Consider the following 23,321-nt stretch of genomic DNA (forward strand, 5'->3'; position numbering starts at 1 on the left):
TAGAATATTTTACTATCTCAAACTGGGGGCTCGCGATTCATGAATAAAAAGCTATTTTTCTTCTCAGCAATTATTGCGATGATGCTCGTACTGGCTGCCTGCGGCAATAAAGCTGGGGAGCAGGCTAACAATAGTTCGGCAGCTGAAGATACTGCCGGACAAGCCATTGTCATCTCAGCCAAAAATTATGAATTTGATCAAAAGGAATACCGGGTCAAAAAAGGAGAACCTGTTAAAATCAGCTTGAAGAACACTTCCGGTACCCACGGCATTGAAATTTCCAATCTGAACATTAAAGTTACACAGAAGAAGCCACAGACCGTTACCATCAATGAGCCTGGCACCTATGAAATTCATTGCAATATCCCTTGTGGATCAGGCCATGCCAATATGAAAGCAACACTTATTGTGGAATAAATTAGCTTAAAACCAAAATTAGTGCTTGACCTCTAGGGAGGCGTGGAACGCTGCGTGGCAGAGGATTCTTCCGATCGCTGTTAAAGCCCGATTCCTTGATTTCATGGAGGTTAGCAGGGGGAATCGGGCTTTAAAGGCGACCACTATCGTTTCTCCAGAATTCCTCTGCCCCTTCGCTGCTTTCTCCTGTTTGTCAAGCACTGATTTTAAGGGGGAGTCATAAAATTAGCTCAAATCAGTGTTTAACCTCTAGCGAAGGAACTGCTACTATTTCGGCGGTAAATGCGACAGACGCATTCATCGCCTTTTTTTATGCGAATGTCATAACTAAATGTCCTCTGGCTAGTGGTCAAAAATTCAAGAAAACAAAAAGGCAGAGAAGCCCGCTTGCCGTCTTCTCTGCCCATTGTGCCATGATCCCGGATCTAGCTTTGTTCGATTAGCTCAATCCATTCATTATATTCTGTCTGAAGCTTCGAATATTCAATCCGCAGCTTGTCATGCTCCTGCCGCAGCGCATCATGGGCCTGCTTCAAAGAACCTTCCTCCCGCTCACGGGAAACAAGAATATCCTGCAGCCGCTCCAGTTCCTCGGACAGACGCGTCGCCTCGGCCTCAGATTGCTCCGACTGTCTGTTCAGTTCCTCCAACTGCCCGTTCAGCTCCGTCTCCCGCCTTTGCAATCTTCCCTCCTCATCCTGGGACAGTTCTGCAAGTTCCAGCGCTTCCTGTAGCTTCGCTTCGAGCTGCTGATACTTATCTGTAAGCTCCTGTTCGCGGGCTTCATGCTGCTCCTGCTCTTCTTTCAAGCGGGTGTACTGCTCCGTCAACTCTCGGTACTGCTCTTTCTGCTCATTGCCAAGCTTGTAAGCTGCGGACAACTGTTCCCGCTGTTTGATCAGTTGGTCATCGAGCTGCTGGAGCTTCTGCAATTGCTCTTCTTCTTTGCGCTTATACGTCTCGACAGCTCCCTGAATCTCCTGCTCGATGGCTTGATGCTTGCGCATCTCTGCTTCAAGCTCATGCAATTGGCTTCTAAGCTCGTCTTCTTGCTCCATCAGTTCCAGCGTGCGATTCTCCGCCTCATCGCAGCGGACGCTCCACTTATTCAAGTCCAGCTCATATTGCTTTCGCAACTCGGCGAAGCTGCTTTGCCAAATATCCTCTGCTTCCTTACGTGAAGCCATATTCATTTCTTCCAGTTGCTCACGATCCATCACCCACTGGCTTGAAGCCGCCGACAAGCGTCCGCTCCATTCTTCCTTTAATTCTTTGAGCAGATGCGTCTTCTCGTCCTGCCACTGCTTTTGCTTCTGGGCAGCTTGCTCTGCCGCCTCGCTTTGGATACGCTCCAGTTCGCCTTCCCAATACTGTTCCCGATCCTGCTGCGCCTTCCATTGTTCTTTGACGACACGCTGCTGTGCAGCCTCCGCCTCCTGCTTTTGCCTGGACAGCTCGGACTGCCATTGCTGCTCAAACTCTATGCGGCTTGACTCCTGCCGGTTAAGCAGTTCCTGTTTTTCGGCCTCAGCCTGCTGCTGTGCGGATTGTAGTTCGTCTTGCCAATATTGCTCCCATTCGGCAAGCGCCGCTTCCTTCTCATGCACGAGCGCCTGCTGCTGCTCATTCCACTCTTCGCTGCGGCGGGCAAGCTCTGTCTGCCATTGCTGCTGACTCTTCTCCAGCGCCTGCAACTGCTCCTGCTCCAGAACTTGTTTTTCCTGCGCCCATTTTTCTTCAGCACGGTCGAACTCCGACTTCCAGTACTGCTCGCATTCAGACAGCTCAGTCTCTTTCACTTCCTGCAGCTTCTTCCGCTCATCAGTCCATGCCTGTTCCTGCTGTTCAAGTTCGGCAAGCCGCTGCTGCTCAAGTTCCGCACGCAGAGCCGTCTGTTCCTCAAGCAGGGCCTGTTCTCGCTGCTCGGCGTCGGTACGGAATCGTTCCTGCTCCTCGTTCCAATGCTCCTCGAATTCGGCAAGCATCTGCTCCTGCTCCTGACTCAGCTTCAGCTTCTCAGCCACCCACTGCTCCTCGCGGCGGGCAAGCTCGGCCGCAGCTAACTCCTGCTGTGCAGCGAGCGCCTGTTCATGCTCTTCAAGCTTGAGCTGCCATTGCTCCTCGACCTCCTGGCGCTGATGAGCGAAGCTCTCACGAAGTTGCTGCTCCTGCTTCTTGCGCTGCTCACGCTCCGCTTGCCACTCCTCATCGCGTCGCGCCAGTTGAATTTCCTGCTCCTGCTTTAGGGCAGCCAGGGCCTGTTCATGCCTTTCATGTTCAGTCTTGCTCTGCTGCTCATACTGTTCCTGCTCGGCCAGCCATTGCAATTCCAGCTCCTCAAGCTTGAGCTTCTCCTGCTCGGCTTTCTGCTCCAGCTGTTGGCGGCGGGCATCCCATTCCTGACCGTGTTGGGCCAGTTCATCTGCGGCGGCCTGCTTGGCTGCAGCCAAGCGTTCCTCATGCTGCTCCAGATCAGCAATTCTGCCGCTTTCCATCTGCTCCAGCTTGGATTGCCATTCGGCTTCCTTCTGCTGACGCTGGCTGGCAAAGCTGTCACGCAGCTTTTGCTCCCGCTGCTGCGCCTCCTGCCTTGCAGCCTCAAGGTCTGCTTTGCCGCGGGCTTCCAGCTCCGCAAATGCCGCGGCATGCTCCTGCTCCAGTTGTCCAAGCCGCTCCTGCGCTTGCTGTTCCTGGCGCTGCATAGCAGACTGCCATTCCTCAATCTGGTTCTCGCGCTCGGACCGCCACTGCTGCTGATGCTCCTGCAGCGTTGACTCGCGCTCAGCCGCTTCCAGCTCCAGCACGCCCTTCAACTCTAGCCACTCCTGTTCGCGTCGGGCAAGCTCCGACTCCAGCTCAGCCCGTTCTTCCGCCAGACGCCGCTCATGCTGCTCTTGAACAGCCTGCCACTGACGCTCTGTTTCCTGCCGTTCCTCCTCGAAGCCTTCCAGCGCAAGCCCATGCTTGCTGTTCCACTTAGCTTCCAGTTCCTCCAGCTGCCTGCCATGCTCTGTCTGCAGGCGCTCCAATTCGGCCCGGCTGCGCGCCTCCTGTCCGGCAAGCTCTTCCCGCAGGTCGCCCATTGCCGTCTGTACAGCCTCCAACTCCCGGGTCAGCTTCCTGTTGCGCTCAGTTTCGACCGCCAGCTGCCTATTCTCTTCCCTAAGCCGATTGACCTCATCAGCCATATGTACAGCGGCGAGCACCGCAATCCGCGGCATATCAAGCCGGCTATAGGCGTTCGCAAGCTTGTTCATATTCTCATCCACCATCATGGCGACCTGTTTGATATATTCAACGCTTGAATGTCCTACCAGCTTGTACTGATTCCCATATATGTCAACTGTAACCTTTGTGCGTTCAGCATCCATCACGTTTGTACCTCCCCAAATAACTTTTCAATCGATATACGCGCCTTGCCCAAGCGAGCGGCAGCCTGGTAAGCAGCAGCCCGACAAAAGTAATGCCATATATCCTAAGAAGTCATGACAACATTCGTTTTTAGTAGAAAGCCTGAAGTCGATAAAATAGCGGGACTTGTAAATAAGCGCTTGCTGCGATTCAAGTAACGAAGTGATAGAAATGAAGAGTTCTGGAGAATCATATCTGTTCAAAACCTGTTTCATGCCTTGCATCCTTCATGATGAACCGTAGAACCCTTCTATCCGCAGCCTAACACGCGCCGCCCCAAAGCGAAAAAAACGTTAAAAAAACAAAAGCCATATCGAAAAGTTCCAAAGAACTAATTCGATATGGCCCAAGCGGTTTCCTGCCTATTTTCTCAATTCCGCATGAAAAGATTGTTCTAATCTTTCGACGACTTTGGCGTGAAGCTCCGTAACTTCCTCATCCGTCAAAGTGCGCTCGGCATGGCGGTATACAAGGGACAGCGCCACGCTCTTCTTGTCAGCTCCGAGCCGTTCGCCGGTATAGATGTCGAATACCTCGACCGACTCCAGCAGCTCGCCTGCCGTCTCCACGATTGCCGTCTTCAGACTGCCTGTCTCCTGCTTCCGGTCAATGACCACGGCAATATCCCGAGTGCTCGCCGGAAAGCGCGGCAGCGCGCGGTATACAATTGAGCTGTCGGCAGCTTCATACAGCGCCTCGAGGTTCAGCTCGAAGACGTACGTATCGGCCAGGTCCAGCTCACGCTGCGTATCCGGGTGAAGCTGTCCAATATAGCCGATCGTCTCACTGCCGCGAGGCGTATCCAGCAGAATCGCGGCCGTACGCCCCGGATGCATCTGCTCCGGCGCAGCCGCTTGCAGATTCACCTTGCCGGACAATCCGAGCAGTTCAATGACGGCTTCCAGAACGCCCTTGATATCGTAGAAGTCCACAGCTTCCGCCTTCACATTCCATTGCGGATGGCGGCGGCTGCCGGTCAGCAGCGCAGCCAGCTTCTGGCGCTCATGCGGCTGGCGTGTCAGCTCGGCTTCGTCTGTCAGGAACACGCTGCCTGCTTCAAAGATGGCGATATTCTCGTTCTTGCGGTTGCGATTGTACGCCGCAATGTCCAGCAGATTCGGCAGGATGCTTGTACGCAGCACGCTGCGGTCCTCGCTCATCGGCATGGACAATCTGACCGGCACCGCATTGCCTGAGATGGCCGGGAATAAGCTAGTACGCTCCGGTGAAGTGAAAGAATAGCTGATTACTTCATGCAAGCCGGCATCGGTCAGGCGGTTGCGAATCTGACGGCGGATTGCCTGGGATGCGGTCAGTGCGCCCGGTGTAGTCGCGCCCTCGATTGGCGTCGTCGGAATATTGTCGTAGCCGTACAGACGGGCAATTTCTTCAATAATATCGACATCGCGGGTGATGTCGCCGCGGCGGCTTGGCGCCCTCACCACATAGCTGTCCGGCTGCGGCTCTTCATACTCCACATTCAGACGGCCAAAAATTGTCTTGATCTCGAGTCCCGACAGCTCTGTACCGAGGTAACGGTTGATCCGTTCACGGGATACGCTGATCTGCACAGACTTGATCGCTTCAGAGCCGGCGGCTACGACGCCTTCTGCAATATGACCGTCTGCATATTCAGCTATCAGAGAAGCTGCGCGTTCCAGCGCCTTCAGCACAACTGCCGGATCAACTTCCTTCTCGAAGCGGATGCTTGCTTCGGAGCGAAGGCCAAACTGGCGTGATGTTTTACGAACTGTACCTCCGTCAAAATGGGCGGATTCCAGCAGGATGTTGACCGTGTCCTCAGACACCTCGGAATTTGCACCGCCCATAACACCCGCAAGGGCGATCGGTTGCGTACCGTCGGTAATGACGAGCATATGCGGCTCCAACTTGCGCAATTGGCCGTCCAATGTCTCCAATGTCTCGCCTTCGCGGGCCAGACGGACATCGATTTTGCCGCCGGCTACCTTGTCCGCATCAAATGCATGCAGCGGCTGTCCGTATTCAAGCATGACATAATTGGTAATATCGACGATATTGCTGATCGGTCTGACACCAGCTGCAATCAGGCGATTTTGCATCCATTGCGGGGACGGAGCCAGCTTGATGCCTTTAATATAGCGCGCAGCATAGTGGGAGCACTGCTCCGGCGAGCTGATTTGAACAGAAATATGATCCTCTGCTTTGGCCGAGGAAGCAGGAATCTGAAATTCCGGCAGCTTGACCGAACCACCGGTAAGAGCAGCAATCTCATAAGCAACACCGAGCATACTCAGCGCATCGGAGCGATTCGGCGTCAGATCGAGATCGAGAATCTCGTCATCCAGACCGAGCACGTCCGCAATCGGCGTACCTAGCTTAAGGCCTTGCGGCAGCACGAGAATGCCATCCTGCTGTTCCTTCGGGAGCAGCTTGTCGTTAATACCCAATTCCTTCGCAGAGCAGATCATTCCCTGTGATTCCACGCCCCGCAGCTTGGCGCGCTTGATGGCCAAGCCTCCGGGCAGCTTCGCGCCTACTGTCGCTACCGGTACATGCTGTCCGGCATCCACATTGCGTGCGCCGCAGACGATCTGCAGTTCTTCGCCTGTACCTACATCTACTTGACATACATTCAATTTATCCGCATCCGGGTGCTTTTCCTTTGACTTCACATAGCCGACGACAACACCGGTCACGCCCTGGTTGCGCGCCTCGACGCCGTCTACCTCAATGCCGCCGCGAGTAAGCTTCTCCGCCAGCTCCTGGGCGCTGAATCCGGACACATCCACATAATCTTTCAACCATTTATACGATACCTTCATTCTATACCCCTTCTTTCTTCGCTCTTATCGCTGGATTCCCACGGTCACATTCTTGCAAACTGGCTCAAGAAGCGCAGATCATTCGTGTAGAAATGACGAATATCGTCAATGCCGTATTTCAATAGCGCAATCCGTTCAACACCCATTCCGAACGCGAAGCCGCTAACTTCGTTCGGGTCATAGCCGCCCATCTCCAGTACACGCGGATGAACCATGCCGCAGCCGAGAATTTCGAGCCAGCCGCTCTGCTTGCACATCCGACAGCCATGTCCGCCGCATTGTACGCAAGTCACATCCACCTCGGCGCTAGGCTCCGTGAACGGGAAGAAGCTTGGGCGCAGCCGAATTTGCGTCTGTTCGCCGAAAATTTGCTGCACGAATTGAAGCAGCGTGCCCTTCAAATCGCTCATGCGGATATTTTTATCAATAACCAGCCCTTCAATCTGATTGAACTGGAAGGAGTGTGTCGCATCATCATCATCGCGGCGGTATACCTTGCCCGGGCAGATGATTTTAACAGGCGTCTTGCCGTTCATTGCCTTCATCGTACGAATCTGTACCGGTGACGTCTGCGTACGCATCAGAATTTCATCCGTAATATAGAACGAATCCTGCATATCGCGGGCCGGGTGATTTTTCGGCAGATTCAGCGCCTCGAAGTTATAATAATCGGTCTCCACCTCAGGGCCTTCCGCGACCGTATAGCCCATGCCGATGAAAATATCCTCGATCTCCTGAACCACTTTGTTCAGCGGGTGAACAGCCCCGGCAGCTGTCTTTGTTCCAGGCAGCGTCACGTCAATCGTCTCCGCACGCAGCCGGTTTTCCGTCTCCTGACGAATGAACAGCTCCTGCTTCTCGCTGATGACCGCTTCAATTGCCGCGCGCACTTCATTGCCCACTTGTCCGATAATCGGACGCTCTTCATTGCTCAGGCTGCCCATGCCGCGCAAAATTTCCGTCAGCGCCCCCTTCTTGCCCAGGTACTTGATCCGCAAATCATTGAGCACACCCGGATCGGCAACCTGCTTCAGCTCCTCCAGCGCCTCCTGGCGCAATGCTTCCAATCGTTCCTTCATGAATAGCCCTCCTCAACTGGATATGCAAGTGAAAAATAAAAAAAGGCCCTTCCTCCCCCGCAAGGGACGGAAAGACCGTGGTACCACCCTAATTCAGATTGTCAGCCCCGGCGAAAAGCCAAAACCTCAATCCCTCAAAATCCGACTAACGGTTCGGCGCCGGGTTATCCTAATGGGACTCATTTTGAACAAAATGACGACCGTTCAGCAACCTGCTCAAGAGCGAACTTCGGCAGCCTGATTTCATAAAGACACTTCCAGTCTCCGGTGTCCTCTCCCTGAATGAAGGCACTGCGTACTCTTCTCTTTCATTGCATTTCATTTCATTTCTTCATTATATGCAAAGCTCGTTGGCGATGCAAGAGGGGCTTCTTATTTATTGCCCAGCAACACTTGGGTATACGGCGAGTCGATCGGCAGCATAATTATCGTCTCCCCTTGAATGGTCGTCACATAGCTTTCCAACGTACGGTAAAGCTTATAGAAATTCTTGTCCTTACCGTAAGACTCATTATAAATTCTCGCTGCTTCCTGCTCGCCTTCAGCGACAATTTTCTTCGCATCGGACTCAGCTTTGGCAATCAGCTCTCTGGCCTGGCGATCTGCATTGGACGTAATTTTGCGGGATTCCTCATCCCCTTCAGACAAATATCCTGCGGCAATCGACTGCCTGTCGGAAATCATCCGGTTGTATACGCTCTCCTTATTCTCCTTCGGCAAATCGGTGCGCTTGATGCGAACGTCTACGATTTCAATCCCGTAGCTTTGACGCTCCGACATTTCGGATACATCTTTGGTAATATCATCATTTAGATTGCCACGCGCCGTATCCTCACTGATAATGCTCCCGTACTCCACCTCGGAGAGCTTTCTTCTGACTGTGTTGTATACGGCGTCGCCGATACGTCCCTCAGCGGCTGATACGGTGCGCAGCGTTTGCAGAAACTTCTGCGGCTCCTTGATCCGCCAGACTGTGTAGTTGTCGACGTTGATCGGTTTTTTATCCTTGGTCAAAATCGGTGTCGGGTTGCTCTCATAAATTTGCTGGTACTTCGGCAGGCTCGTCACCGTCTGAATAAACGGAATTTTTACCTTGATGCCCGGATCTTGATGAATTCTCTTCGCTTCCCCGAACTGGAGCACAACCTTGTATTCGCCTTCATTTACGACAAACAGTGAACCAGACAACAGTACGACCAGGACGACAGCGCCAACTATTGCGGGAATCCATTTCTTATTCATGGCGTGTTTCCTCCCTTTTCATCCTCGGATGACTGTCCCTGAGACGATGGAGCCTGAGGCGCCGCCGGCGGCACAACCGCTTGGGACTGATTCGAACGGGATGGGCCAAGCAACTCGTTCAGCGGCAAATATTTCACTGTATCCCCGCCGCCATCGGTAATGATCACCTTCGCATTTGGAAGAATCTTCTCCAGTGTCTCCAGGATGAGACGATCGCTCGTGATATCCGGATTTTTCACATATTCATTATAGACCGCGTTGAACTTGGCGACATCCCCCTGAGCGTTCACGATTCGGGAATGCTTCTCCGCTTCGGCCTGCTCAATCAGCGCCTGCGCTTCCCCTCTTGCTTTAGGAAGCCTGTCGTTGACATATTTCTGCGCCTGGTTGACCTTCGTATTCTTCTCTTCGCGGGCATTCGTCACTTCTCTGAACGCCTGCTGCACCGTGCCCTCCGGCGGCTCGATGTCCTGGAATTTCAAGTCGACAATATGAATACCGGTGTTGTAATGCTGCTGCAGCTCCTCAAGCTGCTTTTTGACCTCGCCTTGTATGACCGTCTTCCCTTCTGTGATCGCAAAATCCAAATTGGTTGAGCCGATTACAGAACGAATGGCAGATACAGCGGAATTGCGGAGAAACTGCTCCGGATTTTCAATATTATAGAGGAATTTTTGCAGATCGGAGACCTTCCACTCTACGACTGCATCAGCAGAAACGAGATTTTCATCCCCTGTGATCATAAGCGCTTCTTCTTCAATCCCGATATTTTGTTGCCCGTCTGCCTGTCTGTAGCCAATCTGAAGCTGCTGCGTCAAATTAGCCGGTACAATAACTGCCTGTTGAATCGGATAAGGCAATTTAAAATGAAGCCCGGACTTTTCCTCCGTATGCGAATATTTGCCGAAGGTCAATATCGCGGCCTGCTCCTGCTCCTGAATCGTGTAAAATGAACTCCACCCGATAGCCAGCGCCACCACTACAATAATACCGGCAATAATCTTCTGAATAGAGCCCTTTGGCAACTGGGGCACTCCATTCTGTGGGCTCTGGTTCTCTCTCCCCCCGGGAAAAACCTCCATCTGTTCACACCCTTTCTCTAATGGTACGGAATTATAACGCTTCCTTATAAAAGCCGTATGATACATCCATACGCATCAACCAGCCAGACGTTTCAAAAAAATCAGTCCTTCTTCGGATTAAGTTCCTCCAGCATGTTTAACAAGTCATTCATTTGGGTATGAATTTGCAGGAGCTTCTCCTCCGACACATCGCTCTGATCGAACAGACGCAGCGGAATATTTTTCACCTTATCCTTCAACTTTGTTCCCGCCTCTGTCAGTCCGACCAAGACAGTGCGCTCATCTTGTTTGTCACGGATGCGTGTAATCAGCCCCATCCCCTCCAGCTTCTTGAGCAGCGGCGACAAGGTGCCAGAATCCAGATACAGACGCGCGCCCAGTTCCTTCATGGGCAGCTTACGTCGCTCCCATAGCACCACTAACGTAATATACTGCGTATAAGTCAAGCCGAACTCATCCAGAATAGGCCGGTACAGCTTAGTCATCTCTTTCGAACAAGCATAAGCTGTGAAGCACAGATGCTGCTCCAGCTTCAAGAACAAATCCTGTTGCTCCATCATATGATTTTCTCCTTTCTCTACCACATGTTCATGTTGTAGCTCCATTATAGTGATTTAATAGATGATTTACAATCTAATTGTATACAATTAATTTAATGGCAACCTGTTGACAAGTGAATTTAGATTGTATACAATTTAATTGCAAGCAATAATGATGGAATAGCATGACTGCGATACCACCTTAATCGCACGACAATAAACCAATTTATGTGGCTGCCACCCACAAGGAGGACTATACAATGAGTTTATATGACATTCAAGTCAGCACCATTCGTGGAACTGAGCAAACCATGACCGATTACAAAGGTCAGGTGCTCCTGATTGTAAACACAGCCACCAAATGTGGCTTTGCCCCGCAATTCAAAGGCTTGCAGAAGCTGTACATGACCTACAAGGATCAAGGCTTCAACATACTGGGCTTCCCGAGCAGCCAATTTATGAATCAGGAGCTGGACCAGGATGACCAGATTGCGGAAGCTTGCGAAATCAATCACGGCGTCACCTTCCCGCTGTTCTCCAAAATCGATGTCAACGGGAAAAACGCGCACCCGCTTTTCAAGCACCTGACAAGCGAAGCTCCCGGCGCGCTTGGCATCAAGCAGATCAAATGGAACTTCACCAAGTTTCTCGTAGATCGCGACGGCCGTGTCTTGAAGCGCTTCGCGCCAACTGACACACCGGAGAGCATTGAACAATATATTAAAGACCTGCTCGCCCGCTAAGCATCCGTCATTTACTTCCATAAAGACCAAGCAGCGCTTTTTGCGCTTTGCTTGGTCTTTTTTTTAGAATATCAGATTTTACAAGAAGGCGTGTAAATTTGATCGGGTACATTTTTTATTTTACAAATCCTATATTTCGACATTTTTCTCTTAATTTATCATTTATACTGAGTTTGTTAATGCTATTTTTACAAAAATGAGGATATTATTCCTAATAGTACGAATGTTTTCAAAATCAGGAATCAGCATATTACTACACCAATGTTCCTCGTCCGTCAACTTCACACGTAAATCACAGTTCGAGAAAACTCGCCTCATTTTACAACCAAGACGGTCTTTATCCAACTTGACTTGGCATTCCTTTTTACCAAGGCTATCAGATGGATTATGTACGGGTCATCCCCTCTTCGAGCATCTATTTTTTCCGTTAGTAGATTTAGAGCAATGTGATCTTATATTTTGACAGTAATGTTGTATTCAATATTATGAATATTATATTTCCCATTTATTTATGTAAAATGCTTGAATTGCTTGGGGGGACTGCTGCCTGATCCATTTGAAATATAAAAAAAACAAGGAGGCATATTTATGAAGAAAAGAATCATGATCGTTCTCAGTATGTTATTAATGACAAGTCTCGTATTTGCGGCATGCTCCAAGCCGACAAACAATCAGCCTGGCAATACCGGCAACAACAAGGGAACAACTAGCGAAAGAGAAAGCCCTGCACAAGGAGATGCGGGTGGCAATGCGAGCCAGGAGCTGCGGTATAATCTGCACTCAGAGCCTCCTAGCCTTCATCCGGGACTTGCAAATGACAATGTATCCGGCGGCGTGCTGAATCAGATTCTTGAAGGTTTGACGACAATCGGCAAAAGCGGCAAGCCCGAGAAGGCGATAGCCGAGCAAATTGATGTTTCGGATGATCAGAAGGTGTATACCTTTAAACTTCGTGATGCAGTATGGAGCAATGGCGACCCGGTCACGGCTCATGATTTCGAATACGCCTGGAAATGGGTACTGGACCCCGCTAATGAGGCCAAATATGCTTATCAGCTTTATTATATTGAAGGCGCAGAACAGGCCAATACGGGCAAGGGCTCGGATGATGCCATCGGTATCAACGCGCTGGATGAGAAAACATTGGAAGTCAAACTGGTCAATCCAACGCCATTCTTCCTGGAGCTGACAAGCTTCTATACGTATCTGCCGATTAACAGCAAAATTGCGGAAGCCAATAAAAACTGGGCGGACAATGCGGGCGATCTCTATACCTCCAACGGTCCTTTCAAGCTGGTTGAGTGGTCCCACAACGACAAAGTCGTGCTGTTAAAAAACGATTCGTATTGGGACAAGAATACCGTCAAGCTGGATAAAATTACGATGACAATCGTAAATGACGAAAATACCGTGCTCGGCATGTTTGAGAAAAATGAGCTGGATTGGGCCGGCAGCCCGATCGGCGCCCTGCCGACAGATGCAATTCCGTCGCTGCGCGATTCCGGGAAGCTTCATTCACAGGCCGCTGCCTCGACATATTTCTATAAATTCAATACCACAGAGAAACCGTTTAACAATGCGAATATTCGAAGAGCTTTCGCCTATGCTATCGATAGACAAGCCATCATTGACAACGTGACGCAGGGCGGCCAGTTCCCGGCGACCGCTTTTGTACCGCCTTCCATTTTTGCGGATAACAGCAAGGGATTCTTTGCTGACAATGATATCGACAAGGCCAAGGGGTTCCTCCAAAAGGGTCTCGAAGAGCTGGGATATAAAGACGTATCCGAGCTTCCTGCCATCACTCTCTCCTACAATACAAGCGAAGGCCATCAGAAGATCGCCCAGGCGATTCAGGACATGTGGACGAAAAATCTTGGCGTAGAAGTCACGCTGGAAAACTCCGAGTGGGCGGTTTATATTGAGAAGCTTCACTCCCTGGACTATCAAGTCGGGCGCATGGGCTGGATAGCAGACTTCAACGATGCGGTCAATTTCCTGGAGATGTTCCGCGACAAGGACGGCGGCAACAACGATACCGGCTGGGAAAATGCACAGTTCAAGGACCTGCTGGCCAAATCCTCCACTGAAAAAGACGCTGCCAAGCGCACGCAACTCCTGAAAGATGCAGAAGCTATTCTGATGGATGAAGTACCGGTGCTGCCGATCTATTTCTATACGAATAACTGGGTCGTGAACGACAAGCTCAAGGATGTCTTTATTGACGGCTTGTCCAATATTTATTTCAAATGGGCTTACTTTGAGGCCTGACCCTCATGCTGAACACAATCCTTATCAATAAATACGGAGGTGTCCGGCCATCATGTTGAGATACATCGGCAAGCGCGTGCTGTATATTCTGCTTTCTCTATGGCTCATTGTGACAGCAACGTTCTTCCTTATGCGCTTTGCGCCCGGCAATCCATTCACCTCAGAGAAGCGGCTTCCTGCGCAGATTGAAGCAAACTTGAAAGCACATTACGGACTGGATCAGCCCTGGTACGTGCAGTACGGGGAATATCTGGTCAAGATTGCACAGTGGGACTTCGGTCCCTCATTCAAATACAAGAGCCAAACGGTTAATCAGCTCATTGCCGACGGCTTCCAAGTATCAGCTGTATTGGGCCTGATGGCGATCTTCATTGCGCTGGCAGTCGGCGTCATTCTTGGGACAATTGCTGCGCTTAAGCATAATCGATGGCAGGATTACGGCGCCATGATTATCGCCGTAGCGGGGATTTCCGTCCCCTCCTTCATTATGGCGACCGTGCTGCAATACGTATTCGCCCTCCAGCTCGGCATTTTCCCGGTCGCCCGCTGGGAGTCGTTCATGCATACGGTACTTCCGGCGCTGGCGCTGGCTTCGACGCCAACGGCTTTCATCGCCAGGCTGACCCGCTCCAGCATGCTGGAAGTGCTGAGCAACGATTATATCAAGACAGCCAGGGCCAAAGGCCTCAGTCAATCATCAATTACAGTCCGCCATACGATTCGCAATGCCATGTTGCCTGTCGTCTCTTACATGGGACCGCTTGCAGCAACCATTATTACCGGAAGCTTCGTCATTGAGAAAATCTTCGGCATTCCGGGACTTGGCTCCAGCTTCGTGCTGAGCATCGGCAATCGCGACTATACCGTCATTATGGGCGTTACCGTGTTTTACAGTATTATCTTGCTTCTGTGCGTCCTGCTTGTAGATATTTTGTACGTGCTGATTGACCCGCGGATCAAGTTGACCGGCAGAAAGGAGAGTGCCTGACAGATGGAACCGGTGCTTCGAGACAAATTCAAGCTGGCAGGCATCAAGCATCAGGATGCGGACAATGTATCCCGAAGCGGCCTCTCTTTTTGGCGGGATGTAATGACCCGTTTCTACAAGAACAAGCTGGCCATGATCGGACTGGCGCTGCTGATCGGACTGGTATTTATGGCCGTTTTCGGTCCGCATATGACCGGTTATGATTACCGTACGAACAATCTGAGCCAGAAGAATCTCGCTCCTTCCGCCGAGCATTGGTTCGGCACGGATGATTTGGGACGCGATGTATTTACCCGCACCTGGGAAGGCGCGCGCATCTCTCTCCTTATCGGCGTATCTGCGGCGCTCATCGATCTGCTGATCGGTGTCATCTGGGGCGGTATTGCCGCCTATAGAGGCGGGAGAACCGATGAGGCCATGATGCGTGCCGCAGATATTTTATATGGCGTGCCTTATCTGCTGCTGGCAATTCTGTTCATGGTGGTGCTCGGCCAGAGCCTGGCTACGATGATTCTGGCGATGACGATTACCGGGTGGATCAATATGGCCCGGATTGTACGCGGCGAAGTGTTGTCGCTCAAGAACAGGGAATATGTGCTCGCAGCACGGACACTTGGCGCAGGCATGAGTCGAATTATGCGCAAGCATCTCATCCCCAATACGATGGGCCCTATTCTGGTTACCATGACGCTTACCGTTCCGACGGCGATTTTCACCGAATCGTTTCTGAGCTATCTTGGGCTCGGATTGTCACCGCCGCTGGCGAGTTGGGGAACGATGGCCTCCGACGGGCTGCCCGCCATCAAATATTATCCGTGGCGGCTGTTCTTCCCGGCAGCGTTCATTTGTTTGACAATCTTTGCATTCAATGTCATCGGAGACGGTCTGCGTGATGCACTGGACCCGAAACTGCGGAAATAAGGAGGAGCCGGAATATGAGAGACAAGCTGCTAGAGGTCAAAAACTTAAAGGTGTCCTTCCGAACATACGGCGGAGAGGTCCAGGCTGTGCGCGATATTTCGTTTGATGTGTACAAAGGAGAAACACTGGCGGTCGTTGGCGAATCCGGCTCCGGGAAGAGCGTGGCCGCCCAGTCGGTCATGAAGCTGATTCCGATGCCTCCGGGACAGATCAAGAGCGGGGAAATTCTACTGAACGGCATCGATCTTGTATCGAAATCAGGCAAGGAGATGGAGAAAATCCGGGGCAAAGAGATCAGCATGATCTTCCAGGACCCGATGACCTCGCTGAACCCAACGATGAAAATCGGCAGGCAAATTACCGAGGTGCTGGCAAAACATCAGAAGATGTCTTCCGGCGCTGCTAGGGCACGAGCGATTGAACTTCTCAAACTCGTCGGCATTGCCCTGCCGGAGACGCGGATGAACCTGTATGCCCATGAGCTGTCGGGAGGCATGCGGCAGCGGGCGATGATCGCCATGGCGCTGGCCGCCAATCCGCGGCTGCTGATTGCCGACGAGCCGACTACAGCTCTGGATGTGACGATTCAGGCGCAAATCCTGGAACTGCTCAAGGAGCTTCAAGCGCAACTGGGCATGTCGATTATTTTCATCACCCATGATCTGGGTGTTGTCGCCAATATCGCTGACAGGGTTGCCGTTATGTATGCCGGGCAAATTGTCGAGGTCGGAACCGTCGATGAAATCTTTTACGATCCCCGTCATCCTTACACATGGGGACTGCTGGCCTCGATGCCCGATCTGGATACAGACAATTCCACGGAGCTCATGGATATTCCCGGTACGCCGCCTGATTTGATGAATCCGCCCAAAGGTGATGCGTTCGCGCCGCGCAACCGGTTCGCGCTGGAGATTGATTTTGAACAGGAGCCGCCAATGTTCCAAGTATCTGACACCCACTTTGCCAAGACATGGCTTCTTCATCCGGAAGCCCCCAAGGTAGAAATACCCGAAGCGGTCAGACGGCGGATGCGCAAGCTTGCTACGAACTACGACAAGCCTCTGCTTGCGGAAGGAGGAAGGCATCATGGCTGAGAAGCTGATTGAGGTTGTAAACTTGAAGCAGCATTTTCATATGGACAAGAACAATATCGTGAAAGCGGTAGACGGCATCAGCTTTGATATTTACCGCGGAGAGACGCTCGGACTTGTCGGTGAATCAGGCTGCGGCAAATCGACGACCGGGCGAACCATTATCCGGCTGTATCCGGCCACAGAAGGCCAGGTCTTGTATGAAGGCGAGAATGTCCATGGCCGCAAAAGCAGGTCCGCGCTCAAGAAGTTCAACCGCAAGATGCAAATGATCTTCCAGGACCCTTATGCCTCGCTGAACCCGCGTATGAAGGTTGGAGATATTATCGCAGAGGGCATCGATATTCACGGTCTGGCAAAGAATCGGGAGGAACGTACGGCCAAGGTTCATGAACTGCTGAACAAGGTCGGGCTGCACCGGGATTACGCCGGACGCTACCCGCATGAAGCCTCGGGCGGACAGCGGCAGCGGATCGGCATTGCCCGCGCGCTCGCCGTGGACCCGGAGTTTATCATCGCGGACGAGCCGATCTCGGCGCTGGATGTGTCCATCCAAGCCCAGATCGTCAATCTAATGAAGAAGCTGCAGCGTGAGAACAATCTGACTTACCTGTTCATTGCCCATGACCTGTCGATGGTCAAATACATCAGCGACCGGATCGGCGTGATGTATTACGGCAAACTAGTCGAGCTTGCGCCGGCGGATGAGCTGTACAACAACCCGCTTCATCCATATACGCGCTCGCTGCTGTCGGCAATTCCGGTCCCCGACCCGGATGCAGAACGGGCACGCCGGCGCAAACTGTATGATCCGACCATTCACCAGTACACAGTGCTGGAACAACCGCAGATGCATGAGGTCACACCAGGGCATTTCGTTTATTGCTCGGAGAGGGAACTGGAACAATATACCTCAAGAATGGCAATGGCGAGAGTGGGCGGATAGATGAGCAAAAAGGAGAGGCCGAGCGGCCTCTCCTTTTTGCTCATTTACGGAGGCTCGATGAATAAATCGCCGGTTGTCTATTCCTCGTAAATCTTGGTCAGCAATGCGCCCAGTTCTTGCAGCGCTTTCTCTTCCTGATCACCGTCTGTCTCCAAAATCACTTCATCATTTACGGCAATTCCGAGCGTCAGAATGCTCAGAGAGCTCTTGCCGTTTACCTTTTTGCCGTTCTTGCTCAGACTCACCTTGCATTGAAAAGCGGTAGCCGCTTGAACGAACACTTTCGTCGGACGGGCATGAAACCCCGATGGATTGAGTACAGTAAAAGTTCCAGTTGCCATTTCTCTCATCACTCCTTATTAACTGTTTACATGTTGCTGCACAACTTGTTTAATCTCTTGCTCGCTTCCAAGCTCCAGCACGCTGTCGATCCGCTCTGCCCATTGCTGCCTGGACAAACTGCGGATTTGCGCTCTGGCCGGCAAGATGGAGCTTGCGCTCATGCTGAACTCATGCAGTCCCATGCCTAGCAGCAGCGGTATCGCCGACTCGTCGCCCGCCATTTCGCCGCACATGCCAACCCACTTGCCTTCCTTGCTTGCAGCGGAGATGACCATGCGGATCAGACGCAGCACGGATGGATGGCAAGTCTGATACAGATAGGATACGGTCTCATTCATACGGTCGGCCGCCATGGTGTATTGAATCAGATCATTCGTACCGATGCTGAAGAAATCGACCTCTTTGGCAAATTGATCGGCCGCCAGCGCAGCTGCCGGAATCTCAATCATGATCCCCACTTCAATCCGCTCTGCAACCTCAATGCCCTCGGCGATCAGCTTTGTACGCTCTTCCTGGAGCAGTCGCTTGCACTCGCGCAACTCCTCCCGAAGCGCAATCATCGGGAACATAATCTTCAGATTGCCGTAGCGGCTTGCCCGCAACAGCGCACGAAGCTGAGTGCGGAACAGGTCCTGCTCCTGCAGACAGAGCCTTACGGCGCGAAGCCCAAGGAACGGGTTGCTTTCCTTCGGCAGCTTCATATATGGGAGCTCCTTGTCACCGCCAATATCCAGCGTGCGGATGACAACAGGCTTGCCGTCCATTTTCTCCAGCACATACTTATAGACGTTGAACTGCTCTTCTTCTGTCGGCAGCGCGCTGCGCCCCATATACAGAAATTCGGTACGGAAAAGCCCGATGCCCTCTGCTCCGTTATCCAGCGCTTTCTGAACATCCTCCACGCTCCCAATATTAGCGGCAAGCTCCATATGCGCGCCGTCTGCGGATACGGTCGGCTCCGATTTCAACCCGGCCAGCTCAGCACGCCGCTGCTCGTATTGCTCCTGAATGTGACGATACTGCTCTAACTCCCCATCACTTGGAGCCACAATAATCTTCCCTTTGACAGCATCGAGAATAATCATTGTGCCTGTCTCAATATCCATCAAGGATGACCCGGCGCCAACGATTGCCGGGATACCAAGCGAACGGGACATAATCGCAGAGTGGGAAGTCCGGCTGCCAATTTCAGTAGCAAAGCCGCGCACAATATTGACATCCAGCAAAGCAGTATCTGATGGCGCAAGGTCTTCGGCAATAATGACCGATTCCTCCGTCACGCCGGAGACTGTCGTATAGGCAGCGCCATGCAGCGCCGCAATGACACGCCCGGATACGTCGCGGATATCTGCCGCACGCTCACGGAGCAGTTCATTGTCCATAGCGAGCAATGCGTCAATGAAGGTTGCCGCGACACTGTGAAGCGCAAAATCTGCATTGACATTGTCCTGTTCAATTTGCTCCATTGCCACATCAATCAGGTCCGGGTCTTCAAGCAGCAGCAAATGGGCCTCGAAAATTTCAGCTTTCTCCTCGCCCAATCTCTGGCGCGTCAGTTCATGAATTTGCTTTAACTCTGCCTTCGCCTTGCCGATTGCCTGCCTGAATCGATCTGTCTCTGCCGCCGCATCTGCGACTTGTTTTTGCACCGGCTTGATTTCGTCTCGCTGCAAGCGATAAGCCTTGGCAATCGCATAGCCGGGAGATGCGGCGATACCGCCAATTGTTGCGGTTCTTGCTGTATGCTCAGTCATTGGCTCCATAACTCCTTTCATCGTTAATGCGCTCCTTTATTCAAATGATGATAATTGTCCAGGATAAGGGCAAAAAGCGGCTGTCCAGCTTCAATCCCGGTATAACGGGTTATGGCCTGCTTAATTCCTTGCGTCTGAATTGTTTCCTGAAGTTCCAATGCCTCCGGGTCATCCTGATAATCGAAATGAAGAGCTGACGCCATTGCTTTTACCAACTGAATCGGCTCCAAACCAAGCTCTACAGCCTGGAGCGCAGGACGGACAAGACGGTCCTCCGGTGACAGCTTGCGGATTGGCGAACGGGCTACCCTCACCGTCTCATCGGTCAGATGCGGATTGCGGAACCGCTCCAGAATCTTACCGATATATTGCTCATGCTCCTGCTTGTCAAAACCATAGCGTCGTACCAATACAGCACCAGTCTCTTCCAGAACCAATCTCACTTCCCCGGCAATAGACTGGTCTGCCATAGCTTGTTGTATCGTATCATAACCACGCAAATAGCCGGCGTAGGCTGCACAGCAATGACCGGTATTCACGGTAAAGAGCTTGCGCTCAATATAAGGCTCCAGGCGGTCCACATAATGGACGCCTTCAATTTTATGATAACCCTCCAGCACAGCGCTGCGGTCCACGACCCATTCATAGAACGGTTCGACTGTAACTTCCAGCGGGTCCTGATGGTGCTGAATCGGCACAATCCGGTCAACGGCGGCATCCGGGAATGCCACAATCCGGTCCGCTTGCTGCCGGGTCGCCTCATCCAGAAGTCCGTAAACATGCTCCTTCAGACGCGAACTCCCGCCAATGGCATTCTCACAGGCAATGATATGAAGAGACGACTTGGATTGCTTCACCCGTCTGGCAATACCCTCGGCAATTCCGGCAGCAATATGCTTCAGAATGTTGACCCCGACAGCTGTTGTGACGAGATCGGCTTCGGCTACATGCTGAGCCACAAGCTCCAGATCGGCGCCGTTAATGGCGGTCACCCCTGTCACCTGCTCGGCATGCCCGGTGCCGTCTGCCAGCACAACCTTGTAGGAGCCCCGCTCCCTCAGTTGGGATACCAGTTCCTCATTTACATCCACAAAGCATACCTCGTAGCCTGCACGGGAGAGGATCAGCCCAATGAACCCTCTTCCGATATTCCCTGCGCCAAAATGGACGGCTCTCATGCTTCCATCCCGCTTTCAAAGATGCGAATCATTTCCTCGGCTGTCGATGCCTTCAGGATCTGCTCCAAATTGTCTTCGTCGGAGCAGACCATCGCAACATTGGTTAAAATGTCCAGATGATCATCACCTTCAGCGGCAATCCCGACCAGCAGATATGCCCTCTCTCCATCACCAAAATCAATGCCGTCCGGGAATTGCACAATGGACAAGCCTGTAGATTGGATCAAATCTTTGGAATCTTTCGTGCCGTGCGGAATGGCCAGGCCTCCGCCCATGTAAGTAGACAGCGTTTGTTCGCGCTCAATCATTTTATCCACGTAGCCAGGCAGCGCGTGTCCGCCGCTGACCAACAATTGGCCTGCTATTCGAATCGCTTCCCATTTATCCTCGACTTTGGCATTCAACTTTACCTTATCTACAGATAGAATACTCACCACGTCATCTCCGCTTCTGTTTTTGTGTAAAAATAGCCAAGCAGCGCATTCGCCATAAAATCCTTAATCGCAAGCTCATTGCCTGTTGCCAATACATCCGGCAGCTCAGGAAGCAGCAGCAAAGTGCTGATTTCACTCAACACCTCCAGGCTCTCCTTGCCAAGCGCAAGCGGTCCAAGCATCAGCATCATATAGGATGCCGGGCGGACGCTGTGCGCCTGAAGCAGCATGGGCTGTTTCAATTGAAACATGACAACCAGCGGCTGCAAAACATCTTTGCTTCTCGCATGGAACAGGGCTAGCCCTGTATCCGTCACAATCTCGCTTCCTTGTTGCTCTCGCTCCAGCAATTGCCGAACAACAGCATCTATATCGTTTATCGCGCCGCTTGCCGCAGCAAGCTTGCAGGCATCAAATAAAACTTGCCCCACATCAAGTCCTTCGGTATCCGGCAGCTTATATAGATGAAATCGCTCCAGCAGGAAACAAATTTCGTCGAGACACGCCTTCAATTGCTTCAGCCGCTGTGATGGAGCGTTCTTGACTGCAAGTTGTTCGTTCTGCGTGCGCTGCTGTGCGTACAGGAACCAGTGCTGTAAAAATCTTCGCAACTGGCTCGCCTCGTTATCCGTGAGCAGCGGACTAATCTTGAAATATTTATCTGGCTGCAACGGCAAATCAATCGTTGAAATAATAACATCGTACTCGTTCTCCGGTATTCTGGCGGCTTCATACCAGGGCACATTGCCGACAATAACAACTTCCGGCAGTTCCCTCTCCAGGCGCACAGCCAGCAGCTTGGAAGAGCCGATCCCGCTGCTGCATACGACGATCGCGCGGACTGGAGGGACAGGTTGTGTCCCCCGCTCAAGCGCAGCGCCGAAATGCATGACAAGAAATCCAACTTCCTCATCGGGTATCTTCAACTCAGGGAACACTTCGTCCGCTCCCTGCCGGACACGGTCGAACAAAGCGCTGTAGTCCGCCTTGATTTGGGGCAGCAGTGGATTGCGGATTTCACTCCCCTCCCGGATACGCATCAGCGCCGGAACCAAATGGCGAAGCAGCCCGTCACGCAGGGAATAATCCCTGTGAAAGGCTGCATCATAGTGGCGATCCATAAAGCCAATGAGTTGAACCGTCTTCTCCAGCACATCCAGATCGCCATGCGGCAGAAGCTCGTAGCCGCTCTCTTCCTCGGAATACTGCCGGATCAGACCGCTAATGTAGCGCTGCTCCGACGCAGGCAGCTTGATTGCAAACTCTTCTTCAAGCTGCCGCAGCAATGACGCAATCTCTGGACGAAGACAAGCGTCCGGAGACTCATCTGACGGAGCGATAAGATGGCCGTCATGTATTCTTCGCAGGGCAATGGAGAGCTGGAGCAAAAGTTTCGTATAAGCCTGATCCGTCAGCTCGAGCGGATGCTTCTGCTCAAGCTCCCAAAGCGCCTGCTCAAGCTGGAGCAAGTTGCTCTTGCCAATCTGATCAAGCATCAGACTAATGACCGGCTGCTCTTGCGACCTGAGCGAGCTGCCGAACAGGTCGGAATTATCGATGTATTGCCGAGCCAGAGTCAGCAGCAGTTCGCGCTTCACGTGCTCGGAACCCTCGAGCAGGACGCCATAGCCGCGGCGCCGAACAAGCTGCAGGTCATACTTGATTATACCCTTTTCCAATTCGTCCAAATCGTAGCTCATCGTAGCAACTGTCACATGCAGGTTATGGGCCAGTGCAAACAGTTTGGCCGGCTCGACACTCTCCAGCAGCATGCATAATATAAATATCCGGCGCTCTTCCGCCGTATATTCGGTATAATTCATGCGGGAGAGCTCCTGCTTGAGCATGTCAAGCTGCGCCGGTTGCCCGCTAACCTGGATGCCAATCCCGGACTTTCTTTGAAGCTCGATGCCGTATTTCTCCAGCAACAGCTCAAGCTCCGGCAGCTCTCGATGCACAGTGCGGGCACTGACATTAATTGCAGCGGCAATGTCCGCAGCCGTGATTTCTTCCTTGCTATTCAGCAACAGATCAAGAAGCTGCCGCTGCCTGTTTGTTACCTTCATCGGCATCATAGTC

19 protein-coding genes are annotated in these 23,321 nt (G+C 52.1%); 7 read left to right on the forward strand and 12 right to left on the reverse strand.

Features of this window, described 5'->3' with window-relative positions; genetic code table 11:
* Nucleotides 1-39 precede the first annotated feature (39 nt).
* On the forward strand, nucleotides 40-417 hold the full coding sequence (locus tag JFN88_RS21905) for a cupredoxin domain-containing protein (RefSeq protein WP_199021468.1): 378 nt from the start codon (nucleotides 40-42) through the stop codon (nucleotides 415-417).
* Between the two features lie 425 nt (nucleotides 418-842).
* On the opposite strand, the gene zapA is transcribed toward JFN88_RS21905, so the two are convergent.
* The 7 genes from zapA to JFN88_RS21940 form a co-directional block, all read right to left on the reverse strand.
* Entirely contained in the window at nucleotides 843-3,788 is a 2,946-nt protein-coding gene (zapA, locus tag JFN88_RS21910; protein WP_199021469.1) for a cell division protein ZapA, read from the reverse strand.
* Nucleotides 3,789-3,815: 27 nt separating this feature from the next.
* Entirely contained in the window at nucleotides 3,816-4,043 is a 228-nt protein-coding gene (locus JFN88_RS21915; protein ID WP_199021470.1) for a hypothetical protein, read from the reverse strand.
* 147 nt (nucleotides 4,044-4,190) lie between these two features.
* Nucleotides 4,191-6,632, reverse strand: coding sequence for a phenylalanine--tRNA ligase subunit beta (pheT, locus tag JFN88_RS21920; RefSeq protein WP_199021471.1), 2,442 nt, complete (start codon nucleotides 6,630-6,632; stop codon nucleotides 4,191-4,193).
* Nucleotides 6,633-6,676: 44 nt separating this feature from the next.
* The gene (gene pheS, locus JFN88_RS21925; RefSeq protein ID WP_199021472.1) at nucleotides 6,677-7,711 is read right to left on the reverse strand and encodes a phenylalanine--tRNA ligase subunit alpha; all 1,035 of its coding nucleotides are present in this window, start codon (nucleotides 7,709-7,711) and stop codon (nucleotides 6,677-6,679) included.
* Between the two features lie 372 nt (nucleotides 7,712-8,083).
* A complete protein-coding gene (gene hflC, locus JFN88_RS21930) occupies nucleotides 8,084-8,953 on the reverse strand; it encodes a protease modulator HflC (protein ID WP_199021473.1) in 870 nt (289 codons plus the stop codon).
* A complete protein-coding gene (gene hflK, locus JFN88_RS21935; RefSeq protein WP_332908537.1) occupies nucleotides 8,950-9,987 on the reverse strand; it encodes an FtsH protease activity modulator HflK in 1,038 nt (345 codons plus the stop codon). The genes hflC and hflK overlap by 4 nt, the downstream gene beginning before the upstream one ends.
* A gap of 149 nt (nucleotides 9,988-10,136) precedes the next feature.
* The gene (locus JFN88_RS21940; protein ID WP_332908532.1) at nucleotides 10,137-10,595 is read right to left on the reverse strand and encodes a MarR family winged helix-turn-helix transcriptional regulator; all 459 of its coding nucleotides are present in this window, start codon (nucleotides 10,593-10,595) and stop codon (nucleotides 10,137-10,139) included.
* Nucleotides 10,596-10,834: 239 nt separating this feature from the next.
* On the opposite strand from JFN88_RS21940, the gene JFN88_RS21945 reads away from it, so the two are divergent.
* From JFN88_RS21945 to JFN88_RS21970, 6 genes are all read left to right on the forward strand, one after another.
* Nucleotides 10,835-11,317, forward strand: coding sequence for a glutathione peroxidase (locus JFN88_RS21945; protein ID WP_199021476.1), 483 nt, complete (start codon nucleotides 10,835-10,837; stop codon nucleotides 11,315-11,317).
* A 588-nt stretch (nucleotides 11,318-11,905) separates the two neighbouring features.
* On the forward strand, nucleotides 11,906-13,588 hold the full coding sequence (locus JFN88_RS21950) for a peptide ABC transporter substrate-binding protein (RefSeq protein ID WP_199021479.1): 1,683 nt from the start codon (nucleotides 11,906-11,908) through the stop codon (nucleotides 13,586-13,588).
* Nucleotides 13,589-13,640: 52 nt separating this feature from the next.
* Nucleotides 13,641-14,576, forward strand: a complete 936-nt coding sequence (locus JFN88_RS21955) for an ABC transporter permease (protein WP_199021480.1) — start codon at nucleotides 13,641-13,643, stop codon at nucleotides 14,574-14,576.
* A gap of 3 nt (nucleotides 14,577-14,579) precedes the next feature.
* Nucleotides 14,580-15,497 carry an ABC transporter permease gene (locus JFN88_RS21960; RefSeq protein ID WP_199021482.1) on the forward strand — a complete coding sequence of 306 codons (918 nt, stop codon included), beginning with the start codon at nucleotides 14,580-14,582 and terminating at the stop codon, nucleotides 15,495-15,497.
* A gap of 14 nt (nucleotides 15,498-15,511) precedes the next feature.
* Nucleotides 15,512-16,591: an ABC transporter ATP-binding protein gene (locus tag JFN88_RS21965; protein WP_199021483.1), complete on the forward strand. Its 1,080-nt coding sequence runs from the start codon at nucleotides 15,512-15,514 to the stop codon at nucleotides 16,589-16,591.
* Nucleotides 16,584-17,534: an ABC transporter ATP-binding protein gene (locus JFN88_RS21970; RefSeq protein WP_199021484.1), complete on the forward strand. Its 951-nt coding sequence runs from the start codon at nucleotides 16,584-16,586 to the stop codon at nucleotides 17,532-17,534. Before JFN88_RS21965 ends, JFN88_RS21970 begins: the two co-directional genes overlap by 8 nt.
* A 77-nt stretch (nucleotides 17,535-17,611) precedes the next feature.
* Here the strand turns inward: JFN88_RS21970 and JFN88_RS21975 are convergent, their stop codons facing one another.
* From JFN88_RS21975 to JFN88_RS21995, 5 genes are read right to left on the reverse strand one after another with little or no spacing between them, the layout of a single operon-like run.
* A complete protein-coding gene (locus JFN88_RS21975; protein ID WP_199021485.1) occupies nucleotides 17,612-17,875 on the reverse strand; it encodes an HPr family phosphocarrier protein in 264 nt (87 codons plus the stop codon).
* A gap of 18 nt (nucleotides 17,876-17,893) precedes the next feature.
* Nucleotides 17,894-19,651, reverse strand: coding sequence for a phosphoenolpyruvate--protein phosphotransferase (ptsP, locus tag JFN88_RS21980; RefSeq protein WP_233168285.1), 1,758 nt, complete (start codon nucleotides 19,649-19,651; stop codon nucleotides 17,894-17,896).
* A gap of 2 nt (nucleotides 19,652-19,653) precedes the next feature.
* Nucleotides 19,654-20,808, reverse strand: coding sequence for a mannitol-1-phosphate 5-dehydrogenase (locus tag JFN88_RS21985; RefSeq protein WP_199021486.1), 1,155 nt, complete (start codon nucleotides 20,806-20,808; stop codon nucleotides 19,654-19,656).
* The gene (locus JFN88_RS21990) at nucleotides 20,805-21,242 is read right to left on the reverse strand and encodes a PTS mannitol transporter subunit IIA (protein ID WP_199021487.1); all 438 of its coding nucleotides are present in this window, start codon (nucleotides 21,240-21,242) and stop codon (nucleotides 20,805-20,807) included. Before JFN88_RS21990 ends, JFN88_RS21985 begins: the two co-directional genes overlap by 4 nt.
* Nucleotides 21,239-23,308 carry a BglG family transcription antiterminator gene (locus JFN88_RS21995; RefSeq protein ID WP_199021488.1) on the reverse strand — a complete coding sequence of 690 codons (2,070 nt, stop codon included), beginning with the start codon at nucleotides 23,306-23,308 and terminating at the stop codon, nucleotides 21,239-21,241. Before JFN88_RS21995 ends, JFN88_RS21990 begins: the two co-directional genes overlap by 4 nt.
* Nucleotides 23,309-23,321 lie beyond the last annotated feature (13 nt).

The organism is Paenibacillus roseus, from assembly GCF_016424485.1.
In the GTDB taxonomy this organism is placed as follows: domain Bacteria; phylum Bacillota; class Bacilli; order Paenibacillales; family Paenibacillaceae; genus Paenibacillus_D; species Paenibacillus_D roseus.

Coding starts and splice junctions, on each gene's coding strand:
- hflC (WP_199021473.1), bottom strand. CDS start 8,953: ATGAATAAGAAATGGATTCCCGCAATAGTTGGCGCTGTCGTCCTGGTC.
- JFN88_RS21905 (WP_199021468.1), top strand. CDS start 40: ATGAATAAAAAGCTATTTTTCTTCTCAGCAATTATTGCGATGATGCTC.
- JFN88_RS21975 (WP_199021485.1), bottom strand. CDS start 17,875: ATGGCAACTGGAACTTTTACTGTACTCAATCCATCGGGGTTTCATGCC.
- ptsP (WP_233168285.1), bottom strand. CDS start 19,651: ATGAAAGGAGTTATGGAGCCAATGACTGAGCATACAGCAAGAACCGCA.
- pheS (WP_199021472.1), bottom strand. CDS start 7,711: ATGAAGGAACGATTGGAAGCATTGCGCCAGGAGGCGCTGGAGGAGCTG.
- JFN88_RS21955 (WP_199021480.1), top strand. CDS start 13,641: ATGTTGAGATACATCGGCAAGCGCGTGCTGTATATTCTGCTTTCTCTA.
- JFN88_RS21995 (WP_199021488.1), bottom strand. CDS start 23,308: ATGAAGGTAACAAACAGGCAGCGGCAGCTTCTTGATCTGTTGCTGAAT.
- JFN88_RS21915 (WP_199021470.1), bottom strand. CDS start 4,043: ATGAAACAGGTTTTGAACAGATATGATTCTCCAGAACTCTTCATTTCT.
- JFN88_RS21965 (WP_199021483.1), top strand. CDS start 15,512: ATGAGAGACAAGCTGCTAGAGGTCAAAAACTTAAAGGTGTCCTTCCGA.
- pheT (WP_199021471.1), bottom strand. CDS start 6,632: ATGAAGGTATCGTATAAATGGTTGAAAGATTATGTGGATGTGTCCGGA.
- JFN88_RS21970 (WP_199021484.1), top strand. CDS start 16,584: ATGGCTGAGAAGCTGATTGAGGTTGTAAACTTGAAGCAGCATTTTCAT.
- JFN88_RS21985 (WP_199021486.1), bottom strand. CDS start 20,808: ATGAGAGCCGTCCATTTTGGCGCAGGGAATATCGGAAGAGGGTTCATT.
- JFN88_RS21950 (WP_199021479.1), top strand. CDS start 11,906: ATGAAGAAAAGAATCATGATCGTTCTCAGTATGTTATTAATGACAAGT.
- JFN88_RS21945 (WP_199021476.1), top strand. CDS start 10,835: ATGAGTTTATATGACATTCAAGTCAGCACCATTCGTGGAACTGAGCAA.
- JFN88_RS21960 (WP_199021482.1), top strand. CDS start 14,580: ATGGAACCGGTGCTTCGAGACAAATTCAAGCTGGCAGGCATCAAGCAT.
- JFN88_RS21940 (WP_332908532.1), bottom strand. CDS start 10,595: ATGATGGAGCAACAGGATTTGTTCTTGAAGCTGGAGCAGCATCTGTGC.
- zapA (WP_199021469.1), bottom strand. CDS start 3,788: ATGGATGCTGAACGCACAAAGGTTACAGTTGACATATATGGGAATCAG.